Origin of the sequence: Geminicoccus harenae, assembly GCF_019800005.1 — a bacterium.
Classification (GTDB): domain Bacteria; phylum Pseudomonadota; class Alphaproteobacteria; order Geminicoccales; family Geminicoccaceae; genus Geminicoccus; species Geminicoccus harenae.
Window position 1 is genome coordinate 168,806 of record NZ_JABGCL010000009.1, and the last position, 18,235, is coordinate 187,040.

Below are 18,235 nucleotides of genomic sequence, written 5' to 3' on the forward strand. Positions count from 1 at the left end.
AGCTTGGGGCTTGAGTGCCAGGCGCGGTTGCGCTTTGTCCGCCGCCTAAGGGACGTGGTGAGCAACCAGGGAGAGTGCCGGTGACCGCTCAGAAGATCGAGATCGCGTTCGGGCGCTCGCACCTGAACCTGCGCCTGCCGCCCGGTGCCGAGCCCCACGTCATCCGCAAGGCGGCGATGCCCAAGCTGCCCGATCCGCACCAGGCCGTGCGCGACGCGCTGGCGCAGCCGGTCGGTGCCCCGCCGCTCGCCGAGCTGGCCCGCGGCAAGGCCAGCGCCTGCATTCTGATCTGCGACATCACCCGCCCGGTGCCGAACCGGCTGTTCCTGCGCCCGATGATCGAGACGATCCACGCGGCGGGCGTGCCCATGGACCAGATCACCGTCCTGGTCGCGACCGGGTTGCACCGGCCGAACGAGGGCGAGGAGCTGGCCGAGCTGGTGGGCGATCCCTGGGTGCTGGAGAACGTCCGGGTCGAGAACCATTTTGCCCGCGACGACGCGATGCATGTCGACCTGGGCTTCACCGAGAAGCGCCGGGTGCCGATCCGGATCGACCGGCGGCTGGTCGAGGCCGACCTGAAGATCGCGACCGGGCTGGTCGAGCCGCACTTCATGGCCGGCTGGTCGGGCGGGCGGAAGGTGGTGGCACCGGGCGTGGCGCATCACACTACGATCCGCACTTTCCATTCCGCCCGGTTCATGGAGGACCCGCTCGCGGTGCAGTGCAACCTCGTGGGCAACCCGCTCCACGAGGAGCAGCTCGACATCGTGCGCAAGCTGGGCCCGGTCTATGCGCTCAACACCGTGCTGGACGAGGAGCGCGACCTCGCCTTCGTCAATTTCGGCGAGGTGATCGAGAGCCACCTGGCGACGGTGGCGTTCGTCGAGGACATCAACCAGGTCAAGGTCCCGCGCCGGTTCAAGACGATCGTGACCTCCTCGGCCGGCTATCCGCTGGACAAGACCTACTACCAGACCGTGAAGGGCATGGTGACGCCGATCGACATCCTGGAGCCGGGCGGCACGCTGATCATGGCGTCCGAGTGCTCGGAGGGGTTCGGTTCGGCCGAGTTCATGGAGGCCCAGGCCCGGCTGGTCGAGCTCGGGCCGGAGCGGTTCCTCCAGACGCTCACCGCGAAATCGCTGGCCGAGATCGACGAGTGGCAGACCGAGATGCAGCTCAAGCCCATGCGTCTGGGCACCATCCAGATGTTCACGACCGGCCTAACGCCGGAGGAGCGGCGGATCACCGGGGTGGAGATCGTGCCCTCCCTCGATGACGCGGTGGCGGCAGCGATGGCAAGGCACGGCGACAGCGCGATCGCGGTGATCCCGGAGGGACCCTACGTGATTCCGGTCCATGCCCCGGCCGGCTGAGGGCGGCCGGCACATCCACCTGGACGCGGCGGGCGGCCTTGCCGGCGACATGTTCGCAGCCGCCCTGCTGGACGCCCTGCCGGAGCTGCAGGACCGGGTCCTGGCGGACTGCCGGGCGGTGCTGCCGGAAGGCGCCGGCCTGCCCTTCCTGGAGGAGGGCACCAGCGGCGCCGTCCGCTGCCGGCGCTTCGGCCTGCGTGATGCCGGGGCCGAGGCCAGTCACGAGGAGAGCCATTTCCGGGACATGGTCCGGCGGATCGAGCAGGCGCGGCTGGCATCCGGCACCGCCGGCCATGCCGTGGCGATCCTGCGCGTCCTGGCCGAGGCCGAAGCCGCCATCCACGGCGTGGCGGTGGACCAGGTCCATTTCCACGAGATCGGCGATTGGGATTCGCTGGTGGACGTGGTGGCGGCCGGCAGCATCGTGGCGGCACTGGCCGATGCGAGCTGGTCGGTCTCGCCCCTACCGCTGGGCAGCGGCCTGGTGCGTACCCGCCATGGCCTGCTGCCGATCCCTGCGCCAGCCACCGCCGCGATCCTGACCGGGTTCGAGTGGCGTGACGACGGGATCGGCGGCGAGCGGGTCACCCCGACCGGGGCTGCCATCCTGCGTCATCTGGCACCGGGCAAGCGGCCGGCCGTGCTGCGGCTGGAGGCGGTGGGCTCCGGGGCCGGCACCCGCGAGCTGGAGGGGATGCCGAACATCCTGCGGGCCACCGTGGGCCGGGTGACAACAGGGTCGGGCACCGAGCAGGTGACGGTGCTGAGCTTCGAGATCGACGACATGACCGGCGAGGAGATCGGCCAGGCCTGCGAGCGCCTGCGCGCGCTGCCGGGTGTGCTCGACCTCTCGACCGCGACCCGGCGCGGCAAGAAGGGCCGGCCGCTGGAATCCTTCCGGCTCCTGGTCCGGCCGGACGCGCTGGACGCGGTCTGCCATGCCTGCCTGACCGAGACCTCGACGATCGGCCTGCGCTGGCATGTCGAGGACCGGCTCTGCCTGCCGCGTCAGGAGGACAGCCTCGAGGGGATCCGGCGCAAGCGGGTCGAGCGGCCGGACGGCAGCGTGACGATCAAGGCCGAGAGCGACGACCTGTCCGGCGGTAGCTTGGCGGAGCGGCGGCGGCGCAAGGCGGCCAGCGAGGTCCAGCCATGAGCGACCCGCAGGCCGAGCTGCTCCGTGCGATCGACCGGCATGAGGAACTGGCGATCGCGGTGAGTGGCGGGGTCGACAGCATGACCCTCGCCTATCTGGCGCACCGGTTCGCCAGGGCGCGGGTGCGGATGGTCCATGCGGTCTCGCCCGCCGTGCCGCCGCTGGCGACCGCCCGGGTGGAGACCCATGCAGCGCGCCATGGCTGGCAGCTCGAGGTGGTGGGTGCCGGGGAGTTCGACGACCCGGCCTACCGGGCCAACCCCGCCAACCGCTGCTATTTCTGCAAGACCAACCTCTATGCCCGGATCCGCGGTCTGACCTCGGGCACCATCGCATCCGGCGCCAACCTGGATGACTTGGCCGACTACCGGCCGGGCCTGACGGCCGCCGCCGAGCATGGCGTGGTCCATCCCTTCGTCGAGGCCGGCATCGCCAAGGCCGGGATCCGCCGGCTCGCCGCCCGGCATGGGTTGGACGACCTGGCGGAGCTGCCGGCCCAGCCTTGCCTTGCCAGCCGCATCGAGACCGGGATCGCGATCGACGCGGGCGACCTCGCCTTCGTCGACCAGGTGGAGCGCGAGCTGGCCGACCTCCTGCCCGCGGGCACGACGATCCGCTGCCGGATCACCCATGAGGGTGCTTTGATCGAGCTGGGCGCGCTCGATCCGGCCGGCGAACCCACGGCACGGGCCCTGGCCCATGCCGCCGAACTCGCCAGGGCGGCCGGTCGGCCGTTGCTGGGCCTCAGGCCCTATCGCCAGGGGTCGGCGTTCCTGCGCTGAACCGTCGGCGGATTGTCCCCGTTCGGGAAACGATCCAGCCCGCCCGACGCCGGTTGCACCCTGCCTGCCCCGCCACACCTGTCCTCCTGTAACCTTTTGAGGAGAACATGCGATGGCGAAGATCCTGGTGCTCTATTACTCGAGCTGGGGCCATGTGGAGCAGTTGGCCTATGCCGCGGCCGAGGGTGCCAGGTCAGTGGCGGGCGTCGACGTGGTGGTAAAGCGGGTCCCGGATCTCGTGCCGGAGGACGTGCAGAAGCAGTTCCACTACAAGATCGACCAGCCTGCACCGTTCGCCCAGCCGGGCGAGCTCGGCGACTATGACGCGATCATCTTCGGCACGCCGACCCGCTACGGCAACATGGCCGCCCAGATGAAGCAGTTCCTCGACCAGACCGGCGGGCTGTGGGCAGCGGGCAAGCTGGTCGGCAAGGTCGGCAGCGTGTTCACCAGCACCGCCTCGCAGCATGGCGGCCAGGAGACCACCATCACCTCCTTCCATACCGTGCTGCTCCACCACGGCATGGTGATCGTGGGCCTGCCCTACAGCTTCGCCGGCCTGAACGGCGTCAGCGAGGTCATGGGCGGCACGCCCTATGGCGCCAGCACGATCGCGGACGGCGACGGCTCGCGCCAGCCCTCCGCGGTGGAGCTGGAAGGTGCCACCTTCCAGGGCCGCCACGTCGCCGAGATCACGAAGAAGCTGCACGGCTGAGCAGAAGACAGCTCAGTTGCTGTTGTCGGCTCCGCTTCCGGCTTCGGGAGCGGGGTCCTTGCGGCGATACTTGTCGGAAATGAAGAACTCGAACACCGCGTAGACGGTGACGCCCAGGAACATCCAGAACCAGATCGAGTTCGGCTCGTGCCAGGCCTCGAACGCCGTCCAGGCCAGGCAGACCAGCAATAGGCCGATGCGGACGGCGAGCGGCTTCAGCATCGGATGGGGGTCCAAGATCCAGCTCCTCTTGTCGCGGCTTGTGCCGGTGTAGCGCCACCGCTAGCGTCCGGCCACGTCCCGCATGACGGGACGATGATCGGGAGAGGTTGACATGGATCGTCGCCAGTTCGCCGGTGCGCTCGCACTGGCAACGGCGGCCGGGGCGCTGGCGCGCCCTGCGGCCGCCCAGGACAAGAAGTTCACGGTCGCCCTCATTCCGGGGCTCACCACCGACGCCTTCTACATCACCATGCACAAAGGGGCCCAGGCCGCGGCCGATGCGCTGGGTGTGGAGCTCCTGTTCCAGGGGGCGCCGGAGTTCAACCCGACCCTGCAGGTGCCGGTCCTCCAGGCGATGATCGCGCGCCAGCCCGATGCCCTCCTGATCGCGCCCACCGACAAGCAGCAGCTGATCGCCCCGCTCCGCCAGGCCCACGATGCCGGCATCAAGGTGATCACGGTCGACACCTTCATCGACGACGGCAAGTACCAGGACGGCTCCGGCGAAGGCGACTTCCCGCTCTCCTACGTGGCCTCGGACAATGTCATGGGCGGCCGCATGGCCGCGCGCGCCCTGGCCCAGGCAATCGGCGAGAAGGGCAAGGTCTATGTCAGCAATGTGAAGCCCGGCATCTCGACCACCGACCAGCGCGAGCAGGGCTTCAAGGAGGGCATGGCGGAGTTCGCGAACATCGAGGTGCTGGAAACCCAGTTCAACGACAACGACGCCAACAAGGCTTCTTCCCAGCTCCAGGCGGTGTTCGCCCGCAACCAGGACCTGGCCGGGGTGTTCGGCGCCAACCTGTTCTCGGCCTTCGGCGCCGCCGACGGCGTGAAGGCCGCCGGCAAGACCGGCGAGATCAAGGTGGTGGCCTTCGACACGCCCACCCGGATCATCGACGACCTGAAGGGCGGTGCGGTGGATTTCGCGATCGCCCAGCATCCGGCCGAGATCGGCTTCTACGGCGTGGTCACCGCATTCGCGGCGCTCACCGACCAGTCGGTGCCCACTTCCATCGGCACCGGTTTCACCGTCATGGACCGGGACAATATCGAAAAGCCCGAGATCCAGCGCTTCGTCTATTCCGACTAGCAGGCGCATCTCCCGGGGCGGACGGCCCGCCCCGGGAGATGCCCTCATCCCGAAGCCTGCGACTGGTCCGCTTCCTCCAAATGGACTGCCGATCTTGGCCACTGCCGCCGCGCCCCATGCGCCCGCCGAACGCCACCCGCTGCTCGCCTTCGTGGCGATCGCCTGGTCCTGGCTGTTCCTCCTGCTGCTGGTCCTGTTCTTCGAGTTCTGGGCCCGGCTCCAGTATGGCTCGACCTTCGTCCTGAACCCCTACAACCTGCAGAGCATAGCGCTCGCAGCCTCCATGCCGCTGCTGCTGGCGCTGGGCCAGACGCTGGTGATCATCGCGGGCGGCATCGACCTGTCGGTGGGCTTCGTCATGGGCCTGGCCTCTGTGGTGATGGCGACCACAATGCAGGCCACGTCCGGGCTGCATCCCGGCCTGTCGCTGCTGGTGGGCATCGCGGCGGCGCTGCTGGTGAGCGTCATCCCGGGCTTCATCAGCGGCACGCTGATCGCGCGGCTGGCGATCCCTGCCTTCATCGGCACGCTCGGCATGTATGGCGTGTGCCGGGGCGTGGGCTTCCTCACCGCCAGCGGCACCACCGTGCCGGTCAACAATCCCTGGTTGTTCCAGCTCGGCAACGCGAAGGTCCTGCAGGTCCCCGTGCCGGTGATCCTGACGGCGATCGTGGTGCTGGTAATGCACTGGGTGCTGCGCGAGGGGCGCTTTGGCCGCTACACCTATGCGATCGGCGGCAGCAAGGCGGCAGCGGTACGGGCCGGCATCAACGTGCCCAGGCACACCGTCATGCTCTACATGCTCTCGGCCTTCTGCGCCGGGATCGCGGGCGTGGTCTATACCGCGCGCTTCTCGGCCGGTGCCGCGCAGGGCGGCGAGCCCCTGCTGCTCGACAGCATCGCCGCGGTGGTGATCGGCGGGGCCTCCCTGTTCGGCGGCTCCGGCACGATCGTCGGCACGGTGATCGGCGCCTTCATCATCGCCGTGATCCAGTACGGCCTGGTGTTCATCAACGTGGCGCCGTTCTGGCAGTTCGTGGCGGTCGGCGTGGTGATCATCGTCTCGGTGCTGATCGACCAGTCGCGGGAGCGGCTGACCGGCGGGGGGCGGCGCGATGAGTGAGCCGCTCCTCCAGATCAGCGGGCTGACCAAGCGCTTTGGCGGCGTCACCGCCCTATCGGACGTCGGATTGACGGTGGCGCGCGGCGAGGTGCTGGCGCTGGCCGGCGACAACGGGGCCGGCAAGTCGACCCTGATCAAGGCGATCGCCGGGGTGCACAGCCGCGACGAGGGTGAGATCCGCTTCAAGGGTCAGCCGGTCGACTTCGCGACGCCCTCGGACGCGCGTGCGGCCGGGATCGAGACGATCTACCAGGACCTGGCGCTGGCGGACAATCTGGACATCGGCGCCAACGTGTTCCTGGGCCGCGAGCGGTTCACGAAGTTCTTAGGCTTCCTGCCGCGGCTGGACCGCGAGACCATGCGCCGGGAGTCCGAGAAGGTCCTGGAGCAGCTCGAGATCGACATCGAGACCCGCAAGCTCACCCAGCCGGTGCGCAACCTGTCGGGCGGCCAGCGCCAGGCGGTGGCGATCGGCCGGGCGATCTACTGGAAGGCCGAGCTGCTGATCATGGACGAGCCGACCGCGGCCCTGGGCGTGCCGGAGCAGCGCAAGGTGATGGAGCTGATCCAGCGCCTGAAGGCCCAGGGGGTCGCGATCATCTTCATCAGCCACAACCTCCACGACATCTTCGCCGTGTCCGACCGGATCCTGGTGCTGCGCCGGGGGCGGAACGCCGGCGAGCGGGCGATCGGCGCCACCAACGGCGACGAGGTGGTGAAGATGATGGTGGGCGGTTGAGGGATTCCCGGCCGCTGCTCCTGCTGGTCGTGGTCGGCAGCCTGCTGGGGCTCACCGCCAACATCGTGAAGCTGGCGCTCCAGGCAGGCTGGCCCGCCCTCGCCTTTTTGTGCTGCTCGGCCCTGGGTGCTGGCCTGGTACTGCTGGTCCTGGCGGCTGCTACCGGCAACCGGCCGGGGCTCGGCCGGCCGGCGCTGGCCTATTATCTCTGGTCCGGCCTGCTCAGCATCGCCCTGCCCAACGCCCTGCTCTTCCTGGCGATCCCGCATGTGGGCGCTGCCTTCGTGGCGCTCTGCCTGGCCTTCCCGCCGCTCGCCACCTATCTCCTGGCGCTCCTGTTCCGCATGGAACGGCCTCGCGCGGTGCGTGCCGCCGGGGTGGCCACGGGCCTGCTCGGTGCCCTCGTGCTGGCGTTCGGCCGCAGCGGCGGTGGTTCGGCCGCGTCCTTCTGGGCGGCCGTGGCACTGGCGGGACCGCTGGTGATCGCGGCCGGCAACATCTATCGCACCCTGCGCTGGCCGGAGGGCGCCAGCGCCCTGTCCCTGGCACCCGGCATGCTGCTGGGCGGTGCTGTCCTGCTGGTCCCGTTCCTGCTACTGCCGGACAGCGCGCCGCCGTTCGGCCAGCTTACGGCCACGCTGCTGCTGCTGGCGCAGATCACCGTATTCTCCGCGACCTATGCGCTCTACTTCATCCTGCAGAAGATCGCGGGGCCGGTCTATCTCAGCCAGATCGGCTCGGTGGGTGCGGTGGTCGGCGCTTCGCTCGCCGTGCTGGCCCTGGGCGAACCGGCCGGCCCTGCCCTCTTGCTTTCGGGGCTGCTGGTCCTGCTAGGCGTTTTCCTGGTCAACCGCTCCAGGGGCGCCTGAGAACTCCTAAACTATTGAAATTAATTGCGCTTTAGCTGTTCTCGGGTTCGTTTGGTAATTTTCTGAATCGCGTTGGCCCCGAGCCCGGCGCATGGTGCCGTGCTGGCGAGGTCGGACAGGATAGCATGGCCGGTTCCATCTTCCCATGACGGCGGCACGAGCTTGGTGCCTCCTGCGGCATGCGCCGACGGAGGGCCCTGCCGGGCGGTTCATCGGCCGGTCGGACCGGGCGATCCTGCCTCCTGCTGCGGACGACGCCGCGGCGCTGGTCGAGCGGATCGGTGCATTCGACGTGGTGGTGGTCACGCCTGCCCGGCGCAGCCAGGAAACCCTGGCCTCCCTGGAAGCGGCGGGGCTGCAGGTGGGTGAGCGGCGGATCGAGCGCGATCTGCTGGAGCAGGATTTCGGGCGATGGGAGGAGCAGGCCTATGACCGGCTGGCGCATGGCGATCCGGCCTACTGGCCGTTCTGGGACGATCCGGTCCGGCGGGTGCCGCCGGGCGGCGAGAGCTTCCAGCAGGTCTTCGACCGCGCCGTGGCCGCGTTCGAGCGCCTGGACCGCGCGCTGGCCGGGGCCAGGGTCCTCCATGTCGGCCATGCCGGCCCGATCCGGGCGCTGCTGACATGGGCGGAGAATGGCACGGCCGAGGCGGCGCTGCGGCTGACGGTGGCCCATCTGGCGCCGATGAGCCTGCCGCACCCCGCCCCGAACAGGCCCGGCCGGCCGGCGCTGGCCGTTTCCTCCTCCGGCATGATAGGGAGCCCGCCGCAACCCGCCACGGCAGCTGGATCGGGAACGACGTGAGCAAGCCTGCGGGCAAGGTCTATCTGGTGGGTGCGGGGCCGGGCGATCCCGAGCTCCTGACGCTGAAGGCGCTGCGCGTCCTGCAGGACTGCGACGTGGTGGTGCATGACCGGCTGATCGCCCCGGAGCTGCTGGACCTGGTGCCCAAGGGTGTCGAGCGGATCTTCGCCGGCAAGCGGCGCGACCATCATCATCTGCCGCAGGGCGACATCAACCGGGTGCTGGTCGAGCAGGCGCGGGCCGGCCGCCGGGTGGTGCGGCTGAAGGGCGGGGACCCGTTCGTGTTCGGCCGCGGCGGCGAGGAGCTGGAAGCCCTGGTCGAAGCCGGCATCCCGTTCGAGGTGATCCCCGGCGTATCCGCAGCCAACGGGGTCGGCGCCTATGCCGGCATCCCGCTGACCCATCGCGACCATGCCCAGTCGGTGCTGTTCGTCACCGGCCATACCAAGAACGGCGAGCCGGACCTGAACTGGACGGCGATCTGCCAGCCGCGCCAGACCATCGTGATCTATATGGGGCTGAAGCCGATCCGGGCGCTGTGCGAGCGGCTGATCCATCATGGGCTGCCGGCCCATCTGCCGGCGGCGGCGATCGAGAACGGCACGCTGCCGGAGCAGCGGGTTGCAACCGGCACCCTCGCCTCGCTGCCGGATCTCCTGGCAGAAATGGCACCCGACGGGCCCGTGCTCGTGATCGTGGGCTCGGTGGTGAGCCTCCGCCAGGAACTCTCCTGGTTCGAGCGCCGGGACCCGCAGCTTCTTCCGCTCGGCCTGGCAGCCGGGGAGCGGCGGGATCACTGAGCGACGGCGTCGCGTCTTGCCCTGCCTGCGGAAAAACCGCGTCGTCGCATCACGACGAGGCAACCTCGGCCCGGCCGGACCTCCTTAGCCATCAGCATCGGGCGACACCGTGCGGACGGGAGCTGATCAGGCATGCAGACTGCAAGACCGGACGAGGACGCCGTCGAGGCCGCGATCGAGCACAAAGGCAGACCGCTGACCGAGGACGAGCAGGAGGATATCCACGAGCACCGCAAGCTGCGTCCGCTGGCCGTCTACGAGGTCATCCGCCGCGAGGGCGTCGAGGAACTGGCCAGGCCGACTGCCAGTCTGTGGTGGTCGGGCCTGGCGGCCGGCCTGTCCATCGGCTTCTCGGTGGTCACCGAGGGCGCCCTGCACATGGCGCTGCCCGACGCGGCGTGGCGCCCGCTGGTCGAGAATCTGGGCTATGCGGTGGGCTTCCTGATCGTGATCCTGTCGCGCCAGCAGCTGTTCACCGAGATCACGCTGACCGCCGTGCTGCCGGTGCTCTACCGGCCGAGCCGCCGCAAGTTCGCAGCCCTGGCGCGGCTGTGGAGCGTGGTGTTCCTCGCCAACATGCTGGGCACGGTCCTGTTCGCCGCCGCCTGCCTGTCCGGCGTCCTGCTGCCGGAGCACATCCTGGAGGGGATGATCGCGATTGCGCGGGAGCTCGCCGAGCTGTCGCCAGGGCAGGCCTTCTGGCGCGGGATCCTGGCCGGCTGGATGATCGCGACGCTGGTCTGGATGCTGCCCTCGGCCGAGACCGGCCGCAGCGCCATCATCCTGCTGCTGACCTACCTCATCGCCCTGTTCGAGCTGGCGCATGTGGTGGCCGGATCGATGGAGGTGTTCCTGCTCCTGCTGGACGGCGAGATCGGCCTTGGCCACGGGATCGGCGGCCTGATCCTGCCGATGCTGGTCGGCAACGTAATCGGCGGCTCGGCCCTGTTTGCGCTGCTCGCCTACGGGCAGGTGCGCGACGAGATCGAGGCCGACTAGCGGGCCGGGATTGTCACATCTCGCAGATGCGGCCGAGCAGGACCGGCCGAGATGCGCCGGTGACGGCCGGCAGGTTGGCGGGGATGCGGTCGATGCGCAGGGAGGCCAGGAGCGCGAAGGCGATCGCTTCCTTGGCGTCCGGGTCGATGCCGGCCTCGGCCGAGCTGACGAGACTGGTATTGCCCAGGGCCTGGGCCAGCCGCGCCATCAGATGGGCGTTGCGGACGCCGCCGCCGCTGGCCACGACCTTGACCGCACCCGGGGCATGACGGGCGATCGCCTGGGCGACGCTCTGGGCGGTGAGTTCGGTGAGGGTGGCGAGCAGGTCGGCCTCGGCGAGACCTGCACGGCGCAGCAGTGTTTCGGCCATGGTGGCGCCGAATTCCTCCGGTCCGGTCGAGCGCGGGGGCGGCCTGGCGAAGAACGGGTGGGCCAGGAGCTCGGCGAGCAGGTCCCCGTCGACCCGGCCGCGCGCAGCCCAGGCGCCGTCCGCGTCATGGGTCAGGCGCCCCTGCGTGGCGGCGCGCACGGTGGCGTCCAGGAGGCTGTTGGCGGGGCCGGTGTCGAAGCCGGTCACGCTGCCGTCGCCGGAAAGGATCGTGACGTTGGCGATGCCGCCGAGATTGAGGACCACCACGGTGCGACCCGGCTCGGCCACGAGCAGACGGTCGATGAAGGGCACCAGCGGCGCGCCCGAGCCGCCCAGTGCCACATCGGCGGAGCGGAAGTCGCTCACCACCGGGCAGTGCAGCGCTGCAGCCAGGAAATGGGGGTCGCCCAGCTGGAGGGTGGTGACGCCGTGCTCGTGGTAGACGGTCTGGCCGTGCAGCCCGACCAGGTCGGGCGAGAGGCCGAGCCCGCCGCAGAAGGCAGCCGCCGCCTCCGCGTAGAAGCGGCCGAGTGCGGTGTGCAGCCGGGCGAGCCCGGCCGTGTCCAGCGCCAGCACCTGGCGGGGCACCAGGGCCAGGCTGTCCGGCTGGGGCACGGTGCGGTGGGCCAAGGTGGCGAGCCGGGGCTTCGGCCCGGCGCTCACCCGCACCAGCGCCAGGTCCAGCCCGTCCATCGAGGTGCCGGACATCATGCCCAGCACCAGCCGGTCGGGCTTGGCCGCGACCTCGGTCGCAGCCAGCTGGTTCACAGCATCCCCGGATAGGCGCCGCCGTCCAGCATCAGCGACTGGCCGGTGAAGAAGCCGGCATGGGCCGAGCACAGAAAGGCGCAGAAGGCGCCGAGCTCGGCCGGGTCGCCGAAGCGGCCGGCGGGGGTGGCGGCCACCGCGCCGGCCTCGATCTGGGCCAGCGGCGTGCCGGTGCGCTCGGCACGGACCTTCATGTTGTCGTTCAGCCGCGCGGTCTTGAACGGCCCGGGCATCAGGCTGTTCACCGTCACGTTGCGCGCGGCGTACTCCTTGCAGACCCCGGCCAGGGCCGAGGTCAGGCCGGCGCGTGCCGCCGAGGACAGCGCCAGCTCGGCACGCGGCGACTTCACCACCGAGGAGGTGATGTTGACGATCCGGCCGAAGCCGCGCTCGGCCATGCCGTCCACCGTGGCGCGGATCAGCATGAGCGGGGTGAGCATCACGCTGTCCACCGCCTGGTGCCAGGCCTCCTCGGGGAAGCTGCGCCAGTCGCCCATGGGCGGGCCGCCCGTGTTGGTCACCAGTATGTCCGGCTCCGGGCAGGCCTCCAGCAGGCGGGTACGGCCATCCGCGGTGGTCACGTCGACCGCGACCGGCGTCACCGTGACGCCGTACTTCTTGGCCAGCCCATCGGCCGCGGCCTTCAGCTCCGCTTCGCCGCGCGCGCAGATGGTGAGATGCACCCCGGCGGCGGCCAGCGCTTCGGCGCAGGCATGACCCAGTCCCTTGCTGGCGCCGCCCACGATCGCCCGGCGTCCAGCGATACCGAGATCCATCAGCCATCCTCCTCCGTTGGTTCAGCGACATCCTCGCCGCCCCGCCCCGCCAGGTCCACCAGGACGCTGCGGGCCAGCGCGGTCGTGACCGGGCGGCAGGCGCGCAGCGAAGCGCGGTCCAGCTCGCCCACGATCCGGCGCACCGCGGCAAAGCTGCGCGGCCCATGCGCCAGCAGCCACTCGACGGCGCCCTTGTCCGGCCGCAGGCCACGGTCGGCCAGCTGCTTGACGTAAAGGGCGGCCAGCAGCGCGTCGTCGGGCGGGCCGATCTCCACCAGGCTGGCGAGCGCCAGGCGCGAGCGCAGGTCCGGCAGCGCCAGGCGCCAGCCGGCCGGCGGCAGGGTCGCGGTCAGGAGCAGGCTGCCGCGCCGCTCGGTCACCAGGTTGAACAGGTGGAACAGGATCTGCTCGTCCCACACCAGATCGGCCTCGTCGATGGCGAGGCAAGTGGCGGGTGCGGGGAACAGGTCGCGGGGCGGCAGGAGCCAGGGACCGGCACTTTCCAGCCAGACCGCCCGGGCGCGGGCCGCCCAGATCCGCGCCAGATGGGTCTTGCCCGAGCCTTCCGGGCCGAACAGCACGGTCACCGGCGTGGGCCAGTCCGGCCAGCGGCTCAGATGCGCCAAGGCTGCCGCGTTGGACGAGGATGGCAGGAAATCCTGTTCCTCGCTGCGCTCGGTATGCGGCAGGTCCAGGGCGAGCTGCTGGTGCGGGGCCAGTCGGGTCAATGGGCTCACCGGATCAGCTGCGTGCGGCATGGTCGGGCAGCCGGCGCAGCGCTGCTGCCAGATAGGTGCCGGCCGAGACGAGGGTGAGCAGCACCAGGAGCGGCAGGAGCCAAGCCGCCAGCAGGCCCGTGAACGGGAGGAACTCGGCCGCATCCGCCAGCACGGCGGCGACATAGCCGAGTTGCGCCGCGGTGGCCGCCTTGCCCAGGAGCGAGGGCGCCACCGTGAAACCGGCGACACCGATTTGCAGCGCCAGCGCGCCCAGCGCCACCAGCACGTCCCTGGCCAGCACCAGCGCCACCAGCCAGACCGGCACCAGTTCCTGCCAGGCGAGCGTCAGCAGCGTGCCGGTGAGCAGCAGCTTGTCGGCGATCGGGTCCAGCACGGCACCCAGCCTGGTGGCCAGCCCCAGCCGGCGGGCGAGCAGCCCGTCCAGCGCATCGGTCAGGGCGGCCAGGGCGAACAGGGCAGCCGCCAGGCCATAGGCCTGCCCGAGCAGGAGGAGCAGGATCGGGACGACCAGGACGATGCGCAGGGCCGTGAGCAGGTTGGCGAGGTTCAGGTCGGAAACACGGCGCGCAGCGCCCGCCCTGCCGTCCGGCGCGGCGTTCACCCGCCGATGGTCGACATCGGCCGGTCGCCCGCACGCCCCAACCGCCATCCTTCGATCTCCTGGCTCAGTGCCAGGCCGCGCCGCTGCAAGGCGGCCTGCAACCCTTCCACACTGCCCACATGCCCGAGCACGATCTTCGCCTCCCGGCGGGTCATCCGCTCGATCCTGGTCGAGCGGATCTCCGGGATGTCGTCGAGGGCCCGCCTTATTTGGACCCAGCCCGAAAGGTCGGCAAGCGGCACGCTGACGGAGAGCAGTGCCACCGTCGCGTCGCTGCGCACGCCGGCCTGGCCGATCTGCCGATCCAATGCTCCCAGCAGGGCCGTGGCTGCCGCCGGATAGTCGGCCTGCCCGTCGGGCCCGGGCGGCACGGTCAGCGCCGGGACGGCCTGCACCAGCCCGTCGCGGTCCAGATATTGCCCGCTCACCACCAGACCCTGGCTGCCGTCCGCCGCGGGTGCGGCGTGCGCCACCAGCACGGCGTCCGCGCCATAGCGCTCGGCCACCGGCTGCAGCGTCCCGGCATCGCCGGCCAGCGCCTGGGCCTCGGCGATCGCCAGGTCCTGCGCATCGCCCAAGGGGAGGATCGGCTCGACAGCCACCGACTGGCCGGCTGCCTCCAGCACCGCGCTGCGCCAGGGATCGCCGTCGAAATAGGGGTCGCCGCCCGGGGAATAGGCCAGCACCACGGTCGGCAGGGTCGGCACCAGCGCATAGGAGAGGCCGTTGCGGTTCAGGAGTTCCTGCACCGCCTCCTGGCGGAAATCCACGGTGAGGCTGGCCGAGTAGGAGCGGGCACCCACCTGCTCCTGCTGGATCTCGAAGCTGCGCACGTAGCGGTCGATCTGCTCCGGCGCGACCTGCGGCAGGCTCGCCGGATCACGGCCGGACAGCCGCGCCATCAGGCGCTGCAGGGCTGCCACCTGGCCCTCGCGCAGCGCCTGGCTGCGCGCCTGGACGGCATCGTCCGCCTCGGCCCGGACGGGGACATCGCGCTCGATGAACTGGCGCTGCTGCACGGCCTGGCCAGCGGCCGGGCCCGGCTGGCCCAGCAGGAGAAGCGCGCCCAGCACCAGCAACGCTATCGACGGACGGCGCGCGGCCATGGCAGATCACCCCGACGCGAGGACGAGCGGAAAGCGCATCGCACCGTTTTCGGTGGTCGCGCCGGGCGGAAGGGACCACGGGAACCGCGGGCTGGCAAGCCTCCGTCGGCGTCCTCGCATGGGGCAAAGCTGGGGCGGATGCGCCCTGATGTGCAACGCCAAGGAGCAACAGGTGGCAAAGGGGCAGGCCGGAGGCCAGGCTGGGGCGCAGCCCGGCGGCAGGTATGCGGAGGCCGGGGTCGACATCGAGGCGGGCAATGAGCTGGTCCGCCGCATCGACGGGCTCACCCGGGCCACCGCGCGGCCGGGCGCCAGCGGGGCGCTCGGCGGGTTCGGTGCCCTGTTCGACCTGAAGGAGGCGGGCTATCGCGACCCGCTCCTGGTGTCCTCGACCGACGGCGTGGGGACCAAGATCCTGCTGGCGGCGAAGACCGGGCAGGTCGAGGGCATCGGCATCGATCTCGTCGCCATGTGTGTGAACGACCTGGTGGTCCAGGGCGCCGAGCCCCTGTTCTTCCTCGATTATTTCGCGACCGGCCGGCTGGAGGCCGAGGCCGGAACCAGGATCGTGGCGGGCATCGCGGAAGGCTGCCGGCAGGCGGGCTGCGCGCTCATCGGCGGCGAGACCGCCGAGATGCCGCAGATGTACGCGCCCGGCCATTTCGACCTGGCCGGCTTTGCCGTGGGTGCGGTCGAGCGCGACGCCTTGCTGCCCCGCCCGGACGTCGGTGCCGGTGACGTGCTGCTGGGCTTGGCCTCGTCGGGGGTGCACAGCAACGGCTTCTCGCTGGTGCGCCTGGTGCTGGAGGAAAGCGGTGCGGATCTTGCGGCCCCTGCCCCGTTCGTGCCGGAGCAGAGCCTGGGTGACGCGCTGCTGACGCCCACGCGCATCTATGTGCGAAGCTGTCTGGCGGCGATCCGGGCGGGCGGGGTCAAGGCGCTGGCCCACATCACCGGCGGCGGGCTGGAGGAGAACCTGCCGCGGGTGCTGCCCGAGGGCGCCCAGGCAGTGCTGGATACAAGCGCCTGGGAGCTGCCGGGCGTGTTCCGCTGGCTGGCCGAGCAGGGCCGCCTGCCCCAGGTCGACCTGCGCCGCACCTTCAATGCCGGCATCGGCATGGTCCTGGCGGTGGCGCCGGAGCGGGCCGATGCGCTGCACCAGCTTCTGACGGAAGCCGGCGAGACCGTCCACCGGATCGGCCGGATCGCCCCGCGCGCCGCGGATGCGCCCAACGTCGTCTTCGAGCATGCCGAGACCGCATGGCCCACCCCGTCACCGTCCTGATCTCGGGCGGCGGCTCCAACCTCCAGGCGCTGATCGATCGCCAGGCGGGCAGCAGCTACGAGATCGTCCAGGTCATCAGCAATGTATCGGGTGTGGGCGGGCTGGCGCGGGCGGCCGCGGCCGGCATTCCCACCAGGGTGATCGAGCACCGGGCATTCGCCAGCCGCGCCCTGTTCGACGCGGCCCTGGGCCAGGCCCTGGCCGAGAGCGGTGCGGAACTGGTCTGCCTCGCCGGCTTCATGCGCATCCTGGGGCCGGAGCTGGTGCAGGCCTGGAGTGGGCGGATGCTGAACATCCACCCGGCCCTCCTCCCCTCGTTCAAGGGCCTGCACACCCATGAGCGGGCGCTGGCGGCGGGCGTGCGCGTCCATGGCTGCACGGTGCATGTGGTCCGCCCGGCGCTGGACGACGGGCCGGTGGTGGTCCAGGGCGTCGTGCCGGTGCTGCCCGGCGACGATCCCGCCATGCTGGCCGCGCGGGTCCTGGAGGTCGAGCACCAGGCCTATCCGCTGGCGCTGGATCTGGTGGCGTCCGGCCGGGCACGGGTGGGTGACGCGACGGTCGAGCTGGCGCCCGACCAGCCCGGCCTCGTCGTCCATCCGGCCCTGGCCGGCGCCAGATGGGCGATCGCAGGCGCTCCGCCGGTCAGTTGACCGGCGTCAGCCAGCGGCGGAACACCCAGCCCTGCGGCTCGTCGTTCTGCGACACCCGGTACCAGCCCTGCTCCTGCTGGTCGACCACCACGATCTCGCCGCCGCTGAACGCGCCCTGGCGCTCGAACCGGGTGCCCGGGCCAGCCCGGACGCTCACGGCGGCCACCACGCGGAAGCGCTCCTCCATGGCCTGATCGGCGGCAGGCTCGGCGGCGGGTGCCTCCGCAGCCGCGGCGGCGACGGGCTCGGGCGGCGGGGCGGGCATGGTCGCCGGAGCTGGCGCGATGTCGGCAGAAGCGGTCGCACGCTGGCCCGCCGGGAGGGCCGGGGGCTCCGCGGCGGGCGGGACGGCCGCGGCAGCCGGAGGCGCTGCCTGGGGCCCGGACGGCGCTGGCGCGGCCTGCGCCGGCGGATCCGGATCGAGTGCCGCGGATGGCGGCGCTTCTTCCCCCATCCGCGTGATCGGCACCACGACCGAGCGCGGGGCCGGCATTGCCTGGACAGGTGCGGACACGGGTTCGCTGGCGGATGCCGGTGCGGCGGGTGCGGCTGCCGGCGTCGTACCTCCATCGACCGGGGCCGCAGGTGCTCCAGCGGGCGAGCTTCTGTCCAGCGCCTCGAGCATCGACGCCAGCTCGGCATTGCCCGGCTCGACGAGCAGGCCATGCCGCAGGTCGGCGCTCGCCCCGATCAGGTCGCCGGCCGCCACGCGTAGCTGCGCGCGTCCGCGCAGCGCCCGGACATCGTCGGGCGAGATCAGGAGCGCCTGGTCGAAATCGGCCTGCGCCTCCCCGTGCTGGCCAGCCCCGGCGCGGGCATTGCCGCGCTGGATGAAGGCGAAGACCAGGTTGCGCCGGAGCATGGGCGTGTCCGGGTTCAGCCGCTCCGCCTTGCGGTACTCCGCGATAGCGGCGTCCTGGTCGCCGAGCCGGGATAGCGCAGCGCCCAGATTGTTGTGGGCGACCGCAATGTCGGCCGGCGCCAGTTCGCCGGAAACCAGCACCGTGCGGAAGGCATCCGCCGCCTCGGCAAACCGGCCGGCTGCATAGGCGTTCACGCCCGCCCGTACCTGATCGCTGATCTGGGCAGGCGCGCCCGTTGCCGACAAGGTCAGCAGGCCGGCGCCGACCAGCGCGGCTAGCCGCATTCGCATGGGTTCCTCCGAAGGTTTGGCGGAAGTTTCCACCATGTCGCAGGGAGGACAACCACACAGGGGCGAGTTTTCCCGGAAAAGTCCGGGTATCGATTGTCGCA

20 protein-coding genes are annotated in these 18,235 nt (G+C 70.9%); 13 read left to right on the plus strand and 7 right to left on the minus strand.

The genetic code is table 11. From position 1 onward, the window contains the following. The first annotated feature begins 80 nt into the window (after positions 1–80). The 4 genes from HLA95_RS10835 (at position 81) to wrbA (ending at position 4,032) form a co-directional block, all read left to right on the plus strand. A complete protein-coding gene (locus tag HLA95_RS10835; RefSeq protein WP_222183286.1) occupies positions 81–1,379 on the plus strand; it encodes a nickel-dependent lactate racemase family protein in 1,299 nt (432 codons plus the stop codon). After that, positions 1,363–2,535 carry a nickel pincer cofactor biosynthesis protein LarC gene (gene larC, locus HLA95_RS10840; RefSeq protein WP_191059905.1) on the plus strand — a complete coding sequence of 391 codons (1,173 nt, stop codon included), beginning with the start codon at positions 1,363–1,365 and terminating at the stop codon, positions 2,533–2,535. The genes HLA95_RS10835 and larC overlap by 17 nt, the downstream gene beginning before the upstream one ends. Beyond that, a complete protein-coding gene (gene larE, locus HLA95_RS10845; RefSeq protein ID WP_191059898.1) occupies positions 2,532–3,317 on the plus strand; it encodes an ATP-dependent sacrificial sulfur transferase LarE in 786 nt (261 codons plus the stop codon). Before larC ends, larE begins: the two co-directional genes overlap by 4 nt. Before the next feature lie 112 nt (positions 3,318–3,429). After that, on the plus strand, positions 3,430–4,032 hold the full coding sequence (gene wrbA / locus HLA95_RS10850; RefSeq protein ID WP_191059899.1) for an NAD(P)H:quinone oxidoreductase: 603 nt from the start codon (positions 3,430–3,432) through the stop codon (positions 4,030–4,032). Between the two features lie 12 nt (positions 4,033–4,044). Here the strand turns inward: wrbA and HLA95_RS10855 are convergent, their stop codons facing one another. Then, on the minus strand, positions 4,045–4,269 hold the full coding sequence (locus tag HLA95_RS10855) for a hypothetical protein (RefSeq protein ID WP_191059900.1): 225 nt from the start codon (positions 4,267–4,269) through the stop codon (positions 4,045–4,047). A 97-nt stretch (positions 4,270–4,366) separates the two neighbouring features. Between HLA95_RS10855 and HLA95_RS10860 the strand changes: the two genes are divergently transcribed. From HLA95_RS10860 to HLA95_RS10885, 7 genes are all read left to right on the plus strand, one after another. Continuing rightward, positions 4,367–5,347: an ABC transporter substrate-binding protein gene (locus HLA95_RS10860; RefSeq protein WP_191059901.1), complete on the plus strand. Its 981-nt coding sequence runs from the start codon at positions 4,367–4,369 to the stop codon at positions 5,345–5,347. 94 nt (positions 5,348–5,441) lie between these two features. After that, positions 5,442–6,470 carry an ABC transporter permease subunit gene (locus HLA95_RS10865; RefSeq protein ID WP_222183287.1) on the plus strand — a complete coding sequence of 343 codons (1,029 nt, stop codon included), beginning with the start codon at positions 5,442–5,444 and terminating at the stop codon, positions 6,468–6,470. Beyond that, positions 6,463–7,209: an ATP-binding cassette domain-containing protein gene (locus tag HLA95_RS10870; RefSeq protein ID WP_191059902.1), complete on the plus strand. Its 747-nt coding sequence runs from the start codon at positions 6,463–6,465 to the stop codon at positions 7,207–7,209. The genes HLA95_RS10865 and HLA95_RS10870 overlap by 8 nt, the downstream gene beginning before the upstream one ends. Then, entirely contained in the window at positions 7,206–8,078 is an 873-nt protein-coding gene (locus HLA95_RS10875) for a DMT family transporter (RefSeq protein WP_191059903.1), read from the plus strand. Before HLA95_RS10870 ends, HLA95_RS10875 begins: the two co-directional genes overlap by 4 nt. Positions 8,079–8,223: 145 nt before the next feature. Next, positions 8,224–8,883: a histidine phosphatase family protein gene (locus HLA95_RS28165; protein WP_255591789.1), complete on the plus strand. Its 660-nt coding sequence runs from the start codon at positions 8,224–8,226 to the stop codon at positions 8,881–8,883. Next, the gene (gene cobA / locus HLA95_RS10880) at positions 8,880–9,683 is read left to right on the plus strand and encodes a uroporphyrinogen-III C-methyltransferase (protein ID WP_370467482.1); all 804 of its coding nucleotides are present in this window, start codon (positions 8,880–8,882) and stop codon (positions 9,681–9,683) included. Before HLA95_RS28165 ends, cobA begins: the two co-directional genes overlap by 4 nt. A gap of 132 nt (positions 9,684–9,815) precedes the next feature. Further along, on the plus strand, positions 9,816–10,682 hold the full coding sequence (locus tag HLA95_RS10885) for a formate/nitrite transporter family protein (protein ID WP_191061870.1): 867 nt from the start codon (positions 9,816–9,818) through the stop codon (positions 10,680–10,682). A 13-nt stretch (positions 10,683–10,695) separates the two neighbouring features. Here HLA95_RS10885 and HLA95_RS10890 read toward each other — a convergent pair whose 3' ends face one another. Genes HLA95_RS10890 through HLA95_RS10910 form a run of 5 tightly spaced genes read right to left on the minus strand, consistent with a single transcriptional unit; the run spans position 10,696 to position 15,043 of the window. Then, entirely contained in the window at positions 10,696–11,820 is a 1,125-nt protein-coding gene (locus HLA95_RS10890) for an anhydro-N-acetylmuramic acid kinase (protein WP_222183290.1), read from the minus strand. Further along, a complete protein-coding gene (locus tag HLA95_RS10895) occupies positions 11,817–12,596 on the minus strand; it encodes an SDR family oxidoreductase (protein WP_222183292.1) in 780 nt (259 codons plus the stop codon). Before HLA95_RS10895 ends, HLA95_RS10890 begins: the two co-directional genes overlap by 4 nt. Next, positions 12,596–13,333, minus strand: a complete 738-nt coding sequence (locus HLA95_RS10900; protein WP_322100121.1) for an HdaA/DnaA family protein — start codon at positions 13,331–13,333, stop codon at positions 12,596–12,598. The genes HLA95_RS10895 and HLA95_RS10900 overlap by 1 nt, the downstream gene beginning before the upstream one ends. A 4-nt stretch (positions 13,334–13,337) precedes the next feature. Next, positions 13,338–13,985: a CDP-alcohol phosphatidyltransferase family protein gene (locus HLA95_RS10905; protein WP_191062323.1), complete on the minus strand. Its 648-nt coding sequence runs from the start codon at positions 13,983–13,985 to the stop codon at positions 13,338–13,340. Next, positions 13,934–15,043, minus strand: a complete 1,110-nt coding sequence (locus HLA95_RS10910; protein WP_222183294.1) for a DUF8605 domain-containing protein — start codon at positions 15,041–15,043, stop codon at positions 13,934–13,936. The genes HLA95_RS10905 and HLA95_RS10910 overlap by 52 nt, the downstream gene beginning before the upstream one ends. A gap of 172 nt (positions 15,044–15,215) precedes the next feature. Between HLA95_RS10910 and purM the strand changes: the two genes are divergently transcribed. Further along, positions 15,216–16,328, plus strand: coding sequence for a phosphoribosylformylglycinamidine cyclo-ligase (purM, locus tag HLA95_RS10915; RefSeq protein WP_223861745.1), 1,113 nt, complete (start codon positions 15,216–15,218; stop codon positions 16,326–16,328). After that, on the plus strand, positions 16,304–16,981 hold the full coding sequence (gene purN / locus HLA95_RS10920) for a phosphoribosylglycinamide formyltransferase (protein WP_191061902.1): 678 nt from the start codon (positions 16,304–16,306) through the stop codon (positions 16,979–16,981). The genes purM and purN overlap by 25 nt, the downstream gene beginning before the upstream one ends. On the opposite strand, the gene HLA95_RS10925 is transcribed toward purN, so the two are convergent. Then, complete coding sequence (locus HLA95_RS10925; RefSeq protein WP_222183296.1) at positions 16,974–18,134, minus strand: tetratricopeptide repeat protein; 1,161 nt, start codon at positions 18,132–18,134, stop codon at positions 16,974–16,976. The genes purN and HLA95_RS10925 overlap by 8 nt on opposite strands. Positions 18,135–18,235: the final 101 nt, after the last annotated feature.